Consider the following 15,309-nt stretch of genomic DNA (forward strand, 5'->3'; position numbering starts at 1 on the left):
GCTAGGCGCCACCTCAGTGGCGCCCGTGAGGCCCAACTCCCCTGACGATCAGCGAATTCGGTTAGAGGAGTGGACTGTACTTTCCCGGAAGCCACCGCAGGAGAGGCGGGCTTCCTTAAAATCACGGATTAGTCTCCCTCAAGACATACCCCACGCCGCGCACAGTGTGGATGAGACGGGAATCGCTCTCGCCTTCCGTCTTTTTGCGCAGATAGCCAATGTAGACTTCTAGCGCATTGCCTGAAGTAGGGAAATCATAACCCCAGACTTCTTCTAGGATTTTGCTACGAGAGAGCACCTTGCGGGGGTTTTTCATGAGGAGCTGCAGCAAGGCAAATTCGGTGCGTGTTAGGGAAATCGCACGATCGCCACGGCTTACTTCACGGGTATCAGCATCCAGCTCTAGATCTTCAAAGCTGAGCTTGCTCTCTATTGGGTCTTCAGCAGCAATGGAATCGGCAGATGCGCGGCGCACCAAGGAGCGCACGCGAGCCAAAAGCTCTTCCAGCGCGAAAGGCTTCGGCAGGTAGTCATCGGCGCCAGCATCTAGGCCAGCCACGCGGTCTGACACTCCATCACGCGCGGTGAGGACAAGAATAGGACGATCCCACCCTTCACTACGCAGGGTGCGGCAGACCTCGAGTCCATCCATATTGGGCATCATGACGTCCAGAATCAACAATTCCGGATTCTCAGAGCGCACCGTCTTCACGGCCTCCAAGCCGTCGTTAGCGGTTAGAACGTCGTAGCCGTTAAAACGTAGGGACCGGCGAAGCGATTCGCGGACAGCTTGTTCATCATCCACCACAAGGATTTTCATAGCCCTAATTATTACTGATAGCAGTCAACTTCATGAAGTTGAAAGCAATATTTACCCCCAAAGACCCCCAAATAAGTTTAAAACTTCCTTCAAACTAGTCCTCAAATAAATAAATCCCCGTAGGCTCTCCTACTGAGACCATACGGGGAAGTGGCGGAGCAGGCTTAGAACTGCTCTACGTCAACCAGACCCAGCTTGGCTGCCTTAACCAGGCGGCGCGGGATACGGACGGTCTGGCCGTCGATGGTGACTTCCTGGAGGGCTACGTTGTCAGCCTTCCACTGGGAGCGGCGTGCGTGGGTGTTCGCACGGGACTTCTTAAACTTAGGAGTTGCCATTTTCTACTCTCCTCCTTACGCGTTCTTCTTCTTGCGGCGAGCCATGCCACCGAAGCGCTGGTTGAAGCGCTCGACGCGGCCGGCGGTATCCATAACGCGCTGTGCACCAGTCCAGAACGGGTGGGACTCAGCGGTAACGTCAACGACGATCAGTGGGTACTCGTTGCCGTCTTCCCACTCCACGGTGCGGTCGGAGGAAGCGGTGGACTTGGTCAAAAAGGAGTGACCGGTACCAGCATCACGGAAGACTACCGGGTGGTAATCTGGGTGAATATCTTTCTTCATATATATTCCCTCAGGGTTGGACTACGGGTCGGTTCCACACGCATTCGGCATGGATCGTGCCCGAGTTGGGACGTACAGTTTTTACTCTGTCGACCCCGTACCGCGCGGTATGGGTCAACAACCTGAATTATCCTACAGTCAACTACCCCAGATGCGAAATCCCCAACCGGTGCCAACCACTCGTTTCACACGCGTTTCTTGCACCACGCTTGCCGACGCCCCGCAGGCAAATGCCACCCCAGCACGGCAAACAGGCCACAAACGATGGCGAGGAAGCGATTAGGTATTTTCCGCCCAAGGCTGTAAGATTTTCCCTTGCTGTTGTCAAAATATACGTTTTACGCCCCGTCTACTGGTGTTTGACGATGGCGCCGCACCAGCTCACACCTCACTTTCTGAGCACTGCCACCCTCACTCGGCAGTCGGCGTTCCATTGTTTATAGCCACGATGTGGGCGGCTAGGAGAAAGAAGACCCATGTCGGCTATTTGCCAGGTAACGGGCCGCAAGCCGGAATTCGGCAAGCAGGTCTCGCACTCGCACCGCCGCACTTCGCGCCGTTGGAACCCCAACGTGCAGCGTCGTCGCTACTACCTGCCCTCTGAGGGCCGTACCATCACCCTGAATGTTTCCACCAAGGGCATGAAGATCATCGACCGCGATGGCATCGAGTCCGTTGTGGCTAAGATTCGCGCACGTGGGGAGAAGATTTAAGTATGGCACGTAACGATATCCGCCCAATCATCAAGCTGAAGTCCACTGCGGGCACCGGTTACACCTACGTGACCCGTAAGAACAAGCGCAACAACCCGGATCGCATCACTCTAAAGAAGTTCGATCCGATTGCCCGCAAGCACGTCGAATTCCGCGAGGAGCGATAATCAATGGCTAAGAAGTCCAAGATCGCTAAGAACGAGCAGCGCAAGGAAATCGTCGCCCGCTATGCGGAGCGTCGCGCTGAGCTCAAGAAGATCATCAAGAACCCGAACACCCCGGATGAGGAGCGCTTGGAGGCTCAGTTCGAGCTGAACCGTCAGCCTCGTGACGCTTCCCCAGCCCGCGTACGTAACCGTGACGCTGCCGATGGCCGCCCACGCGGTTACCTCCGCAAGTTCGGCCTGTCCCGTGTCCGTATGCGCGGCATGGCTCACCGTGGTGAGCTGCCGGGCGTTCGTAAGTCCAGCTGGTAAAGGGGTAATTGCACAATGGCTAATAAGCGCAATAACCAAAAGAAGTTCCGTATGGAGCAGAGCCGTCGCCCGAAGAAGAACCCTTTGAAGGCTGAGGGCATCGAGAAGGTGGACTACAAGGACACCAAGACTCTGCGTCTGTTCATCTCGGATCGCCACAAGATCCGTTCCCGTCGCGTCACCGGTCTGACCCCGCAGCAGCAGCGTCAGGTTGCTACCGCAGTCAAGAACGCACGCGAAATGGCTCTCCTGCCGTTCACCACCCGCTAAACAGTAGCTGGGTATCAACAGCGCACTTTTGCCGCTGGCAAGTGTGACACGGTAAAAGAACCATAAGCTTTCGCCGCCTGCCTCCTTGAGGGCAGGCGGCGAAAGTCGTTTTAATGCTTTACCCCCTCACCGCGCCGTTTTTCACCTCCACGCTGGCCCGCTGTTCATACCAAGGAGCCGAGGTGTTAAATTGAAATTATTCGTGTACCCCGCAGCCGCTGGGGAAAGGCCCGCACAAGTGAAAGGCAGTGAGCAATGGCCCTGCACCAGTCCCTACTCGATCTCTCAGAGCTCGCCCCGCACTGCCAGTCCCGAGCTACGGCGCGCGGTCTGCTCGCCGAGGCCCAAGATATCCTGCGAAATGCGGTAGCCCATCAGGACAATGAGATTGAACTGGCACACTGGTATTCCCGTTTAGTCACGGATATTGTCCGCGCTCCCGGCGTTAATGCCCCTGTGCGTCTGACCGGCGCGGCCGCCCGTGGCGACCAACTGCCCTCCATGCCCGTAGAGTGGATTGGCCAGGATGCAGACCTACAGGGTGTCTTCGCTGATGTTGGACTTCAAGCTCACGAGGCCACCGACTCCATCGCTACCCGAGTAGACGCCGGCTTGCCGCTGGGAAGTGGTGGCGAGCACGCGCTTCTTGAGGAGGCATTGTCTCAGCGCCCGCCTGCGCTCAGGATGGTAGACGGACTACCAGATCGCGATGCCGCGGTGGATATCAAGGCCACCCTGCTCTCCCCTATTGCGGCCGTCGCTCGGTGGGCGGCTCCAGGACCGCGACCCACCGTAGACCGCTTGGCGATTGGCGTGGAGCGCGGTTTGCTTAGCGCCTCCGATGCGGAATCTTTAGATCTAGCGTGGCGCACTGGCTACGCGTTAGAGTTGCGGCGCTGGTATGAGCGGGTCAGCGATCACGCGGCGACGCTGCGAGACCTGCCACCATTGGACCGTACCGCGTACGGTTCGGCGTGCCGGATTGTATCGGCCACGTTTGAGTCCATTACCCGGCGAGCGGAAGAATATAAATAGTCTCTACGGTGCGGATTCGGAAGCAGTACCTAGTCGGACTTAAGATTGTACAGTTGGTTATTAAAAGTGAATTCTCTTTTGTGAAAGGAGGCGTCCCACCGCATGGCAGGCAATGTCGGTAGGCCGCGCAAACACAGTCCGCGGCGCAGGGGCAATAGCGCCCGCGAGGAGATCTTGGACGCCTCCTCGGAGCTTTTCACCACCCAAGGTTTTGCCACCACGTCCACGCACCAGATTGCAGATGCAGTAGGAATCCGTCAGGCATCGCTGTACTATCATTTTCCCTCCAAGACGGAGATCTTTCTAACGCTGCTCAATTCCACGATCGAGCCTTCCCTAGAACTGGCCGATGAGCTGGCTGGCACCGACGCAGATCCAGAACAGCGCCTGTGGTCTTTGGTGGCCGCAGAATCGCGCCTGTTGCTGACCAGCGGCTGGAATGTTGGCCGTCTGTATCAGCTTCCGGTGGCCAATTCTTCAGAGTTCTCGGAGTACCACGAATCGCGCGATCGCTTGCAGAACCATTTCCGTTCTAACGCCGCCGCCATTGTGGGCGAGGATGATCCGCGCGTGGAGCTGCCCTTCCATATCGCACTTTCGGTCATTGAAATGCGCCCTAATGACGGCAACCCACCCTTTGATGCTTCCCAGACTGTGCCAAAGACGGCCGCTATGCTTGCCGACGCCGCCTTGGCCGTCCTCGGTGCCAGGGTCCCCGAAAACGCCGAGGCGACCACCCTCGAGCTGCTAAAGAACCGCAACGATTCTATCTCCGCGGCCGCCGCCGCAGCGGCCGACCGCAAGAAGAAGGCGCGCTAACTCTTCCTTAGCGCTGCCACGACTCCGTGAATTCGCCCGCGGCGGCCAATCCGCCGCCTTCGCGCACGCTCACGCCGCTCGGAGTCACAACGATGATAGACGGATCCGCATTGACGTAGTAGTTATTGCCGTCTTGAGAAACGTCGCTCGTTTCGAACTGACCATCAAACATCGACGAGCGATAGACCTTGTCGCCGCCACCGGTTTCACAAATAATGACCCTGCCGTCTGGCCCAGAGCCGGCAAACAAAGCACGCTCAAAGCGCTGACAGTTGGCGTAGCCGCCATCAAGCCATCCGTACTCGTTGAAGTCAGAAATGTAATTTTCCACGCCACTCTTCTGACCCCCGCCGGAGGAGGATGAAGACTCCTGCTTTTCCGTCTGCGTGACCGTGACCACCGGTGGTTCCTCTGGAGCTTCCTCTTCCTTTGTCACGGTCTTTTTGGCGGCAGTGGTTTCCTCGGCACCCTCCGTTTCCTCATCGGAGTTATTAACCGTGGTCATTCCGCTGCCCTCCCCTTTGAAGCTGGGGGCGGCTTCATCTTTGGAGTCGTTGCAACCGCTAAGCGCAAGGCTAGCTACCACGAGCGGGACTAAGCCCGCGATGGTAAACGAGCGAAGGTGAGAGCGAGAAGTCATGAGTTTTCCTTTCTAGTGCTAGGACCTAACAGGCTGGGGTTGGCCATTGCGTATCGGCTTAAGCGAGGTCTTCGGCCATAGAGGTAAGAACCGATTGCGCGGAGGCGTATTGACCATCGGGGGCAGAGGCAATCATTGCTACGGCGACGTCGTGGCCACCCAGCTGCACTATGCCCATCTGGCGCACATCATAGGCACCGGCGGGGCTCGGCCCCCATCCGCCTTTCATAAAGGCGCCTGGCAAGGTGCGTAGGCCATAGCTTTGTGCGGGATCGGCGACCCCCATGGCGTCGATAATCGGCTGCGCTCCCTCAACGCAGCGCAACCCAGCCATAAATTTTGCTTGGTTGCCCACGCTCCACATTGTTTGGCCAAAGGCCGTAAATTCCGGGCGGGTGACCTGGGATTGGACCTGGGTAGCGGTATCGCCGGCCTCTGCAATAACGCTTTGGGCGGCCTGTGCGGCAGCAGCTGCCTCCCCCAGTGTCGCCCACGCGGTCCTGGCGGCCTCGTTATCGGAGTAGGTAATCGCGGAAGACACCAACTGGTTATCGGCGCCACCCGTGCGATTTGCCGCGATGAGCACGGGCACCTTGGAAGTTGACCACGCGGCTTCGGGAGCGGTGCGCCCAGCCTCGACGGTGGTGGTGCCATCGGAGACCGCAATGCCCACGTTTCCATGTTCTGCCACGATGCGGTCAAGCACGGCTTGGACGTCACCGGCAGGGGCCGGGACCGGGGCCGATGGCTCCGTGGAGGAGGACGAGTCGGACTCCGGAGCTGGTGCCGTAGATGAAACCGGGGCCGATGCGGCCGTCGTCTCCCCATACAGGGGATCAGCCGTGCCGCGTGCCTCGGTATTGACAAAAGTAGGGGAATTATCCGCCGCATCCTCATCGCCGCAAGCGCTCAATAAGAGCGCGCAGGCACTAAGAGCAGCTGCCGGGCCCCAAGCCCAGCGGATAGGGAATGACATGGGTCTAGCTTAGGCTAGTGCGCAAAGTGGCGGGTACCAGTTAGGTACAGCGTGACGCCGGCATCTTTGGCCGCCGCGATGACCTCCCCGTCGCGGATGGAGCCGCCGGGCTGGACGACGGCCTTGACGCCGGCGTCGAGAAGCACCTGCAAACCATCGGCGAACGGGAAGAAGGCGTCGGAAGCAGCAAAGGAACCCTCGGTACGGTTGGCACCATCGGCCAGGGTGTTGGCGCGCTCGACGGCAAGCTTGGCGGAGTCGACGCGATTGACCTGGCCCATGCCCACGCCCACGGTCGCATTGTCCTTGGCCAGCAAGATGGCGTTGGACTTCACTGCGCGCACGGCACGCCAGGCAAATTCGAGCTCAGCCAGGTCCGACTCGTTGAGAGCCTCACCTGCGGCCAAGGTCCAATTGGCTGGGTTATCGCCCTCAGCCTGGTAGGTATCGGGCTGCTGGGTAAGCATGCCACCGGAGATGTACTTGCGCTCTTCGTGCTGTTCCTCGTGCTCAGCCTGCAGCACGCGGAGGTTCTTCTTTGCCTTAAGCACCTCGATGGCGCCGTCTTCATAGGACGGGGCGACGATGACCTCGGTGAAGATCTCCTTGACTTGCTCTGCCATCTCCACGGTGACCTCGCGGTTGACGGCGATGACCCCGCCGAAAGCGGACATCGGGTCGCACGCGTGCGCCGCGCGGTGGGCGGCGGCAATGGACTCCTCGGATACGGCAATGCCGCATGGGTTAGTGTGCTTGATAATCGCTACGCAGGGGCGCTCGTGATCCCAAGCGGCGCGCCATGCGGCGTCCGCATCCTGGTAGTTGTTGTAGCTCATCTCCTTGCCGTTGTACTGGATAGCATTGGCAAGGCCCTTAGTCCCAGTGCGGGTGACGGTGGCTGCCTGGTGCGAGTTCTCGCCGTAGCGCAGCGGGGTGGTTTGGCCCTCTTCGCTGAGCTGATCCACGAACCACGCGGAGACGGCCGCATCATAATCCGCGGTGTGCAGGAAAGCATCGCGTGCTAGACCGCGGCGCTGCTCCAGGGTGAAACCACCATTGTTGACGGCTTCAACGGCCTCACCGTAGCGAGAGGGGTCCACGACAACGGCGACAGACGGGTGATTCTTTGCAGCCGCGCGCACCATGGACGGGCCACCGATATCGATCTGTTCCACGCAGCCATCGAAGTCCGCGCCAGAGGCCACGGTCTCACGGAATGGGTACAGATTGACCACGACGAGCTGGAAAGGCTCTACCTCGAGCTCGGAGAGCTGGTTGAGGTGGCCTTCCTTGCGAGTATCGGCCAAAATGCCGGCGTGTACGCGAGGGTGCAGTGTCTTGACGCGGCCTTCCAAGCACTCCGGGAAACCGGTGAGCTTTTCTACCGGAGTAACCTCGATGCCCAGGTTTGCGATCTTCTTCGCGGTGGAGCCGGTGGAGACGATTTCCACGCCTGCCTTATCGAGGGCGCGGGCTAGATCCTCCAGCCCGGTCTTGTCGTACACGCTGATAAGGGCGCGCTTTACCTGCTTGCGGTCTTCGCTCATGAGGAGGATTAAGCCTTTCGAAAAGTCTTAGTCTGCGAGTTGAATAGTAAGTTTCTCGTCATGGACGTCTGCTGCGCGCAGCACCTCCACGATGAGTTCGCGCTCTACCTGTTTGATGCGTTCATGGAGGCTGGCCTCATCGTCGTCCGCATTCACGGCTACGGGCCGCTGCGCGATGATGGAGCCGGTATCCACGCCTGCGTCAACAAAATGGACGGTAGAGCCGGTGATCTTCACGCCATAATCCAGCGCATCGCGCACGGCGTGCGCCCCCTTGAAGGCGGGCAGCAGCGCCGGGTGGGTATTGATGGTGCGGCCTTCGAAGCGGTTGAGGAATCGCTCTCCCAGAATCTTCATAAAGCCCGCAGAAACCACAACGTCTGGTTGCGCAGCATCTACTGCGTCAACCAGACGTTGATTCCATTCGGCGCGATCTGCACCCAGCGCCACGACCTCGGTATCAATGCCGTGGTCCTGTGCACGCGAAATACCGCGACATTCCTTATCCGCTACCACTTTTACTACCTGGTAGTGCCCGGCCTGGGCATCCACGATGGCTTGGAGGAGCGAGCCCGTTCCGGAAACGAGCACGACCACTCGAAGGTGATCAGGGTCAGCGGTATAACGCGGGGGCATCGGTGAAGTCACGCGCTACAGCCTAGTCCCTCTCCCCCTCCTCGGGGGAATCTTTGATAGAGGAATTCTGTTCCTCGTCCGTTTCGGCCTCTAGCTCTTGGCTAAGCGGCTTGGCGACGCTCCTTTTCGCCCCTTCGTCCGACTCGCCCGACTGGTCCGACTCGTCTGGCTCGTCTGCTGGAGCTTCCCCTGCAGGAGCCTCCTCATTCTCGGTCTCTTCGGCGGAATCATCGACGGTCGGCTCATCCTCGACTATCTCAGCGTCTACGATTTCCGGATCAGTAATGGGCTCGCGTTCCGGCTCGGCGGCTGCATCGGCGGCTACGTCGTTGCCCGCAGCGTCCTCATCGGAGGCAGCCGGATCAGGAGCTGGTTGGTCCGCCTCCGAGCCTGTGGTGTTCCCTGCTTCTGCCATGCGGGCGGTGCGCCAAGCAACAAAGGCAAAGCCCGCAGCGACAGCGCAGCCCACCACGGCCATCCACAAGGCAGCAAGCCCGGCGGCTGTCCATAGCTGCGGCCCAGTAGCGCCGTAGTAGCCGAGTTCCCCGCTAACTAAATAGCAGGCAATAAACATAATCACTGCGGAAGCTACCGTAGCCACTAGGACCTCTTGGAAGCTTGGCCGCTTCTTGTACAAGGAATAGACCGCAGCAGCTACGGGGACAATGAGTAGGGCTATGGCCCAACCGGGCATGGACGCCGGGATGCCGCCGGTGATTGGCAGCGGTGGCAGCGGAACCAAGTGAGCGCTAAAAAGACTGACCGAGCCCTCGCCCACAGAAAACTCCGAGCCCACCAGAACCGAGGCGGCGCTGACGATTGCGTTGGGAAGATATAGCAGGCTCAATAGCACCAGCCCGGCAACGCCCATTCCAGACACCGTAGGATATTCATCCATCATCTCCCCTTGGTGGGAAACGTTAATGAGAAATACCACCGCGAAGACGACGGTTGCGCCGATGGCGAGATAGGCGAGGTAGCGAAGGGCGATAAGGGTGGCGTCGACAAGCAGGCGCGGAAGCCCATAGCACTTTGCCAAGGCCCGCCACAGGCGCGTTCCCATACCTGCCGCCATGGCGGCTAGATGGAGGACAATAACGCGGAGCAGCGCCTGTGCGAGATTCGGCGGCGAAACGTCATAGACCTTGCCCGCATCCCACAGCATCAGCCAGGAAATGAGGGTAAATAGCACAGGGACGCCGAGCACGCAGGCCAAAAGGATAAGCAGGTCCTTGACACTGACTTTGTGTTTTACCGCGCTGCGCACCCGCACTGCCACCACCGTGGCGAGGATGAGGGCCGGCAAGGCCGGCAGGAAGGAAATATGCACCTCAGCAGCTGAAACCGGGGCAAGGTTAAAGACCATCCAGGACTCCGCCACGATGGTGTACCACCACGCCATGGGCGAGCCAGCCAGCAATAGTCCGCCGAGGGCAATGGCCATAATGATAAGGACAATAACCACATTAGGCACCGCCGCAGTAAATAGCAGACGGCGAATGCGGCCAGCCTTAGTCAATGGGGCGGGAGCGCGGCGCGCCTTGGCTTTCGAGCCGGCCTTTCGGGCGACGCGTTGAGCTGACCCAGATGGTTGCCGCACCCCGCTGCTATGGGGCGCGCGAGGGGTGCGCTCCGCGCGGACCGTCCGGCCCCGCGCCTGGCTACGCGGGCGGGGCGTTGACCGAGATTGGGGGCTGGTGTTTTTGTTCATCGGCGTCCACTTTGCCACCTTCCGGAAACAAATTCGGGGTGGCGCGACGAGGCACCCTCAAAATCACCGCCAATAACCACTACATCTGGAATATACAATTATATAAGGAGCATGAAATCTACCCTCTTTTCACACCTTTAACTCTGATGCAATACTATGAGTTAGAACGTCACCGAATTTAAGTGACGCACGCGAAGTCAAAGTGGGATCTTTATCGCACCTATAAACTTCTACTCAAGGCATGCTGCCAGCTCGTGGGCAATTTCCACGAAGAGCGCCTAAAGAATTCTTAGTTTGGGTTGCTGTTATCTTTTCGAGACGCTACTGTTACATCTCGTTGGTAACAAGAAGGTCACAATCTCGTAACTAACCCGGCAGGGATGTAACACCCTTTTACAGATTGTGAAGATGACGAAAGAAGACCTAATGCGAAGCAAAGTTCAGCGTGGCGCCGGTCGCCATCGCAAGATTGTCACCTCGCAGACCGCCAAGGGCCGCATCGCCGTTATGACGGTTGCGGCAGGTGCAGTTTCCACCGCCGGCGTTGGTGGCGCAGCCGCCGCAAACATCCAGTCCGATAACGCGGCTACTACCAAGACGCAGTCCGTCGACTTCGAGCTCGCCTCCGATTCCACCCAGGTTCAGGACGCTGCCGAAGCCCCCGTTGACGCCACCCCACAGATCCTCAACGTAGCCGAGGCAAAGCCGGTTACCGATCTTAGCGACCAGCTCAACAAGGCTATCCAAGCCTCCGAGGAACGCGCCGCCGCTGACGAAGCCGCTCGCGCACCTTCCGTTGCCCGCCCTGCCGAAGGCGCATTCACCTCCCCATTCGCTATGCGCTGGGGCACCTTCCACAAGGGCATCGACATCGCCAACTCTCCCGGCACCCCAATCCTTGCCGTCATGGATGGTACGGTCATCGACTCCGGTCCAGCTTCCGGCTTTGGCCAGTGGATCCGCATCATGCACGACGACGGCACCATGACCGTTTATGGCCACATGCAAACCCTTGACGTTGCCGTTGGCGAGCATGTGCACGCCGGCCAGAAGATTGCTGGCATGGGCTCGATGGGCTTTTCCACCGGCTCCCACCTCCACTTCGAGGTTCACCCGAACGGTGGCGAGGCAATCGATCCGCAGCCTTGGTTGGCTGAGCGAGGCATCGACCTCTAAGGCCCACCCCAATACCTTCTTGTTAAGCGCCGCAGTGGCTTTCCCTGCGGCGCTTTTTCGTGTCCACAATTGCGCCAAAGGAGCCAGCAACGGCTCCCGATCACCGAGGCTGCAGCCAACTTTTCCCAAGACGTCACAAGTACGTCCCGGCATTCCCATTGCGCCGCACAGGCCAGTCCAGTACGCAGGCTTGTCGCAGGTAAATGCATATTTTTGCCAATCACCGAGTTTGAACACAACACACCATTTCCAGAGCAACACATCTACCCCCGAAGTCCACCCCCAGACCCTAAACCAGCACTTTACACACGCCACTCTAGTCACATTCGTAACACACGCAACAAGCTGGCATGTTCGAATAATTTCGAATTATTTCCGCCGCTACCAGCGATTTTTAAGATTGCGCGCACAGTTCAAGCGGGCTAACTTTTAACTCGTTGCCACAAGCGAACACGGATGCAAGCATTTCCGCTTTCCGGCGTGTCGCGGTTGGCAGTTGAAAGACGCCGCTCCGCCTCAGGGTGCGAGCGTCCCGAGACCATGCACAGCCATGAAAAAGGACTTAAAACTATGAAGCGCATGAACCGCGCACGCAAGAATGTAGCGTTAAGCGTCATCACGCTCGGCACCGTTCTTGCTACCGGCACCACCGCTTTTGCTGCAGAGCCAGTGGCTAGCGTGGACGTATCAGACGGCTCCTCCGAGCCCACCGCTACCAATGTAGATAACGCCGGAGTGGTCGACGCCCTTGTTGGCCTAGCCACCACCTCGGTTGGCCTCCTCAATGGCGAGGCGACCCCACAGGTAGACGGCAACGAATCGGGCGGCGTGAACATCGTCCTGGACCCGGGTTCTGTACCAGGGTTGAAGGATGCATTCGCCCCAAAGGGTAACCACTCCGGGCTTGGCCCGAAGCGCGGCAAGGACTCCGCAGGCAACACCGTAGTGTTCCCTACCTCTGGAACGCTTAGCTCCGGCTTTGGCCAGCGCTGGGGCACCACGCACAACGGAATTGACGTAGCTAACTCGGTTGGCACCCCGATTCACGCGGTCATGGACGGCACGGTGATTAATTCCGGTCCGGCGCAAGGCTTTGGCAACTGGATCCGTATCCAACACGAAGACGGCACCATCTCCGTCTACGGACACATGCCAGCAGACCAGTTAAAGGTGAACGTGGGTGAACACGTGACCGCTGGTCAAGAAATCGCCGGCATTGGCAATGAGGGCCATTCCACTGGCCCCCACCTCCACTTTGAGGTTCATCCGGGTGGCGGCGCACCTGTTGATCCAGTGAGCTGGTTCAACGAGCGCGGCATTTCGGTCTAGAGCTTTTCCATCGGCACTCCGCCGATGAGCATAAGCCGGACCTTGCCGGACGAACCAAAGTCCACGGTGACCGTGGCACGCTTGCCGGAGCCGGCCGTCTCTATAACGGTCCCGAGCCCGTATTTGGCGTGATTGACGCGGTCACCCACGGCGAGGTTGAGGTTATTGTTCTTGGGCATTGAGGTCGCCGCAGGTTTCCTAGTGCGTTGCGATGGGGAAGACGCAGCGCGCCCTGCACCGCGGGATCCGCCCCGAGAACCACCACTGCCCCACCCAGACCAGTCGCGACCGTAGGAGCGACCATATTGGTAGTCGTCCTCGCCCCACGCGCCGGTCAAGGAGCTATCGGAGTCTTCGCGCCGCCAGTTGATGAGGTCTTCAGGGACCTCGCCGAGGAAGCGGCTGGCGGGATTAGTCACCGGATTGCCCCACGCCGAGCGCAGAATGGCACGGGTAAGGTACAACTGCTCGCGGGCACGGGTAATGCCGACATAGGCCAAGCGGCGCTCCTCGCTTAATTCCTTCGGGTCACCGAGTGAGCGCATATGCGGGAATTGACCGTCCTCCCAGCCGGTCAAGAAGACTACGGGGAACTCAAGCCCCTTTGCGGTGTGCAGAGTCATCATAGTGACCACACCGGTCTCAGAATCTGGGATCTGGTCGGCATCGGCCACAAGCGAGACCTTTTCCAAGAATGCCTGCAACGAGCCAGGCGCGGCCTCGCCCTCCTCCACTAGCTCAGAGGGGTCCACCGCATCCGCGCCCGAAGCAGCAAGCTGGTTGGCCGCCTCCGAGGTAAATTCGCGAGCTACCGATACCAACTCGTTCAGGTTATCTAGGCGCGCGCCATCCTGCGGATCGTTCGAATTTTCCAATTCCGCTTTATACCCCGTGGTATCCAAAATGGCGGTAAGCAGCTCGCCCAAATCCGGTTGGCCGGTAACCTCATCGCGCATGGACGGAATCTGATTGCGGATGCCCTCCATCATCTCGTTGAATTTGGTGACTGCGTTAATGGCTCGAGTTCCCAGGCCGGGAACCTCGCCCCGAGGGACATCGGCAAGCGCCTTGCCAAAGCTGATGCCTTGGTTCTCCGCGTGCAGGGCGATATGACCTTGCGCTTTGTCACCAATGGCACGCTTGGGCACGTTGATAATGCGGCGCAGGCTTACCGTATCGTCCGGGTTATCCAGAATGCGCAGGTAGGCCACCATATCGCGGATTTCGCGTCGCTCATAAAAGCGCGTGCCACCGACCACCTTGTACGGAATACCAGAACGTATAAAGATATCTTCCAACGCACGAGAGGCGTTATTGGTGCGGTACATGACCGCGATATCGGAATAGCTGCGTCCCTTATCGGCCAATGAGTCGATTTCAGAGGCGATAAACCGCGCCTCATCATGCTCGTTATCGGCCACATAGCCCACGATCTGCTCGCCCTCACCGTGAGCGGTCCACAGGTTCTTCTCGCGACGGTTCTCATTCTTTGCAATAACGGCATTGGCCGCATTAAGAATGGTCTGGGTGGAGCGATAATTCTGTTCCAGCAAGATCGTGTGCGCCTGTGGGTAGTCGCGCTCGAATTCCTGGATATTGCGGATGGTCGCGCCGCGGAAAGCATAAATGGACTGGTCCGAATCGCCCACTACGCACAGCTCCGGCGCATCCGGGCCGAGCTCTCCCCTGCCCACGAGCGCAGCAACCAGCGCGTACTGGGCGTGGTTGGTGTCCTGGTACTCGTCGATAAGCACGTGCTTGAAGCGCCGGCGATAAAAATCCACCACCTGCTGGTGCTGGGTGAAAATCCGCACCACCTCACCGATGAGATCATCAAAGTCCACGGCATTGGCTGCGCGCAGACGGCGCTGGTATTCGGCATATACCTGGGCCACGGTGGTCTCAAACGGGTTCTTCGTCTGCTGAGCCTTTTCCAGTGCGGATTCGGGCCCAATGAGTTCGTTTTTGTGGTTAGAAATCTGATTGGCCAGGACCCTCGGGGTGTACTTCTTTAGATCTAGCTGCATGTCCTTAGCAATCATGGACAAAAGCCGGCGGGCATCATCGCCATCATAAATGGTGAAGTTGGTATTAAGGCCCGGCACGATCTGCGCGTTTTGGCGCAGGATGCGCACACAGATGGAGTGGAAGGTAGACACCCACATGCGCTCAGCCACGGGGCCGACCAGCCCGCCCACGCGCTCCTTCATTTCCGCGGCGGCCTTATTAGTAAAGGTAATGGCGAGGATCTCCCACGGATTCACCCCGCGGTGGCGCATGAGGTAGGCAATGCGCCGGGTAAGCACCGCTGTCTTGCCGGAACCGGCGCCGGCCACGATGAGCAGTGGGCTACCGGAATGGGTAACGGCCTCTAGCTGCTGCGGGTTAAGGCCCTCGGTCAAGGCATCGGGGGAATCAGGCTGCGGGTTCGCTGCGCGCGGTGCGCCGAAGCCGCCAAAGGGGCTAGGGGTCGAGGCACCGCCGGTGGACGGGGAGGGGCTAAAAGGAGAGTTTTCGTTCATAGTGCCTTCCAACCTA

General features: G+C 59.1%; 17 protein-coding genes. 8 read left to right on the top strand and 9 right to left on the bottom strand.

The window, feature by feature from the left end:
- Positions 1 to 121: 121 nt before the first annotated feature.
- The 3 genes from L8V01_RS05650 to L8V01_RS05660 all read right to left on the bottom strand — a co-directional run bounded on the left by L8V01_RS05650 (position 122) and on the right by L8V01_RS05660 (position 1,443).
- The gene (locus L8V01_RS05650; RefSeq protein ID WP_269946164.1) at positions 122 to 820 is read right to left on the bottom strand and encodes a response regulator transcription factor; all 699 of its coding nucleotides are present in this window, start codon (positions 818 to 820) and stop codon (positions 122 to 124) included.
- Positions 821 to 984: 164 nt separating this feature from the next.
- The gene (gene rpmF / locus L8V01_RS05655; RefSeq protein ID WP_005279913.1) at positions 985 to 1,158 is read right to left on the bottom strand and encodes a 50S ribosomal protein L32; all 174 of its coding nucleotides are present in this window, start codon (positions 1,156 to 1,158) and stop codon (positions 985 to 987) included.
- Between the two features lie 15 nt (positions 1,159 to 1,173).
- Entirely contained in the window at positions 1,174 to 1,443 is a 270-nt protein-coding gene (locus L8V01_RS05660; protein WP_005323793.1) for a type B 50S ribosomal protein L31, read from the bottom strand.
- Between the two features lie 476 nt (positions 1,444 to 1,919).
- Between L8V01_RS05660 and rpmB the strand changes: the two genes are divergently transcribed.
- The 6 genes from rpmB (at position 1,920) to L8V01_RS05690 (ending at position 4,756) form a co-directional block, all read left to right on the top strand.
- Positions 1,920 to 2,156, top strand: coding sequence for a 50S ribosomal protein L28 (rpmB, locus tag L8V01_RS05665; protein WP_005279911.1), 237 nt, complete (start codon positions 1,920 to 1,922; stop codon positions 2,154 to 2,156).
- Positions 2,157 to 2,158: 2 nt separating this feature from the next.
- A complete protein-coding gene (rpmG, locus tag L8V01_RS05670; RefSeq protein ID WP_005279910.1) occupies positions 2,159 to 2,323 on the top strand; it encodes a 50S ribosomal protein L33 in 165 nt (54 codons plus the stop codon).
- Positions 2,324 to 2,326: 3 nt separating this feature from the next.
- Complete coding sequence (rpsN, locus tag L8V01_RS05675; protein WP_005279906.1) at positions 2,327 to 2,632, top strand: 30S ribosomal protein S14; 306 nt, start codon at positions 2,327 to 2,329, stop codon at positions 2,630 to 2,632.
- A gap of 15 nt (positions 2,633 to 2,647) precedes the next feature.
- A complete protein-coding gene (gene rpsR, locus L8V01_RS05680; protein ID WP_005279904.1) occupies positions 2,648 to 2,902 on the top strand; it encodes a 30S ribosomal protein S18 in 255 nt (84 codons plus the stop codon).
- A gap of 255 nt (positions 2,903 to 3,157) precedes the next feature.
- On the top strand, positions 3,158 to 3,937 hold the full coding sequence (locus L8V01_RS05685; RefSeq protein WP_269946165.1) for a putative nucleotidyltransferase substrate binding domain-containing protein: 780 nt from the start codon (positions 3,158 to 3,160) through the stop codon (positions 3,935 to 3,937).
- A gap of 102 nt (positions 3,938 to 4,039) precedes the next feature.
- Positions 4,040 to 4,756 (top strand): TetR/AcrR family transcriptional regulator, encoded by a 717-nt coding sequence (locus L8V01_RS05690; RefSeq protein ID WP_269946166.1) that lies wholly within the window; start codon positions 4,040 to 4,042, stop codon positions 4,754 to 4,756.
- A gap of 7 nt (positions 4,757 to 4,763) precedes the next feature.
- Here L8V01_RS05690 and L8V01_RS05695 read toward each other — a convergent pair whose 3' ends face one another.
- Genes L8V01_RS05695 through L8V01_RS05715 form a run of 5 tightly spaced genes read right to left on the bottom strand, consistent with a single transcriptional unit; the run spans position 4,764 to position 10,155 of the window.
- Positions 4,764 to 5,396: a hypothetical protein gene (locus tag L8V01_RS05695; RefSeq protein ID WP_269946167.1), complete on the bottom strand. Its 633-nt coding sequence runs from the start codon at positions 5,394 to 5,396 to the stop codon at positions 4,764 to 4,766.
- Positions 5,397 to 5,454: 58 nt separating this feature from the next.
- The gene (locus L8V01_RS05700) at positions 5,455 to 6,372 is read right to left on the bottom strand and encodes a serine hydrolase (protein WP_269946168.1); all 918 of its coding nucleotides are present in this window, start codon (positions 6,370 to 6,372) and stop codon (positions 5,455 to 5,457) included.
- 14 nt (positions 6,373 to 6,386) lie between these two features.
- Positions 6,387 to 7,919, bottom strand: coding sequence for a bifunctional phosphoribosylaminoimidazolecarboxamide formyltransferase/IMP cyclohydrolase (purH, locus tag L8V01_RS05705; protein WP_269946169.1), 1,533 nt, complete (start codon positions 7,917 to 7,919; stop codon positions 6,387 to 6,389).
- Between the two features lie 27 nt (positions 7,920 to 7,946).
- Positions 7,947 to 8,555: a phosphoribosylglycinamide formyltransferase gene (gene purN, locus L8V01_RS05710; RefSeq protein WP_269946217.1), complete on the bottom strand. Its 609-nt coding sequence runs from the start codon at positions 8,553 to 8,555 to the stop codon at positions 7,947 to 7,949.
- A gap of 22 nt (positions 8,556 to 8,577) precedes the next feature.
- A complete protein-coding gene (locus L8V01_RS05715) occupies positions 8,578 to 10,155 on the bottom strand; it encodes a cell division protein PerM (RefSeq protein ID WP_269946170.1) in 1,578 nt (525 codons plus the stop codon).
- Between the two features lie 537 nt (positions 10,156 to 10,692).
- On the opposite strand from L8V01_RS05715, the gene L8V01_RS05720 reads away from it, so the two are divergent.
- Positions 10,693 to 11,442, top strand: coding sequence for a M23 family metallopeptidase (locus L8V01_RS05720; RefSeq protein WP_269946171.1), 750 nt, complete (start codon positions 10,693 to 10,695; stop codon positions 11,440 to 11,442).
- Between the two features lie 570 nt (positions 11,443 to 12,012).
- Positions 12,013 to 12,771, top strand: coding sequence for a M23 family metallopeptidase (locus L8V01_RS05725; protein WP_269946172.1), 759 nt, complete (start codon positions 12,013 to 12,015; stop codon positions 12,769 to 12,771).
- On the opposite strand, the gene pcrA is transcribed toward L8V01_RS05725, so the two are convergent.
- Positions 12,768 to 15,293 (bottom strand): DNA helicase PcrA, encoded by a 2,526-nt coding sequence (pcrA, locus tag L8V01_RS05730; protein ID WP_269946173.1) that lies wholly within the window; start codon positions 15,291 to 15,293, stop codon positions 12,768 to 12,770. The two genes, L8V01_RS05725 and pcrA, sit on opposite strands and share 4 nt — an antisense overlap.
- Positions 15,294 to 15,309: the final 16 nt, after the last annotated feature.

Source organism: Corynebacterium curieae, from assembly GCF_027570035.1.
Classification (GTDB): domain Bacteria; phylum Actinomycetota; class Actinomycetes; order Mycobacteriales; family Mycobacteriaceae; genus Corynebacterium; species Corynebacterium curieae.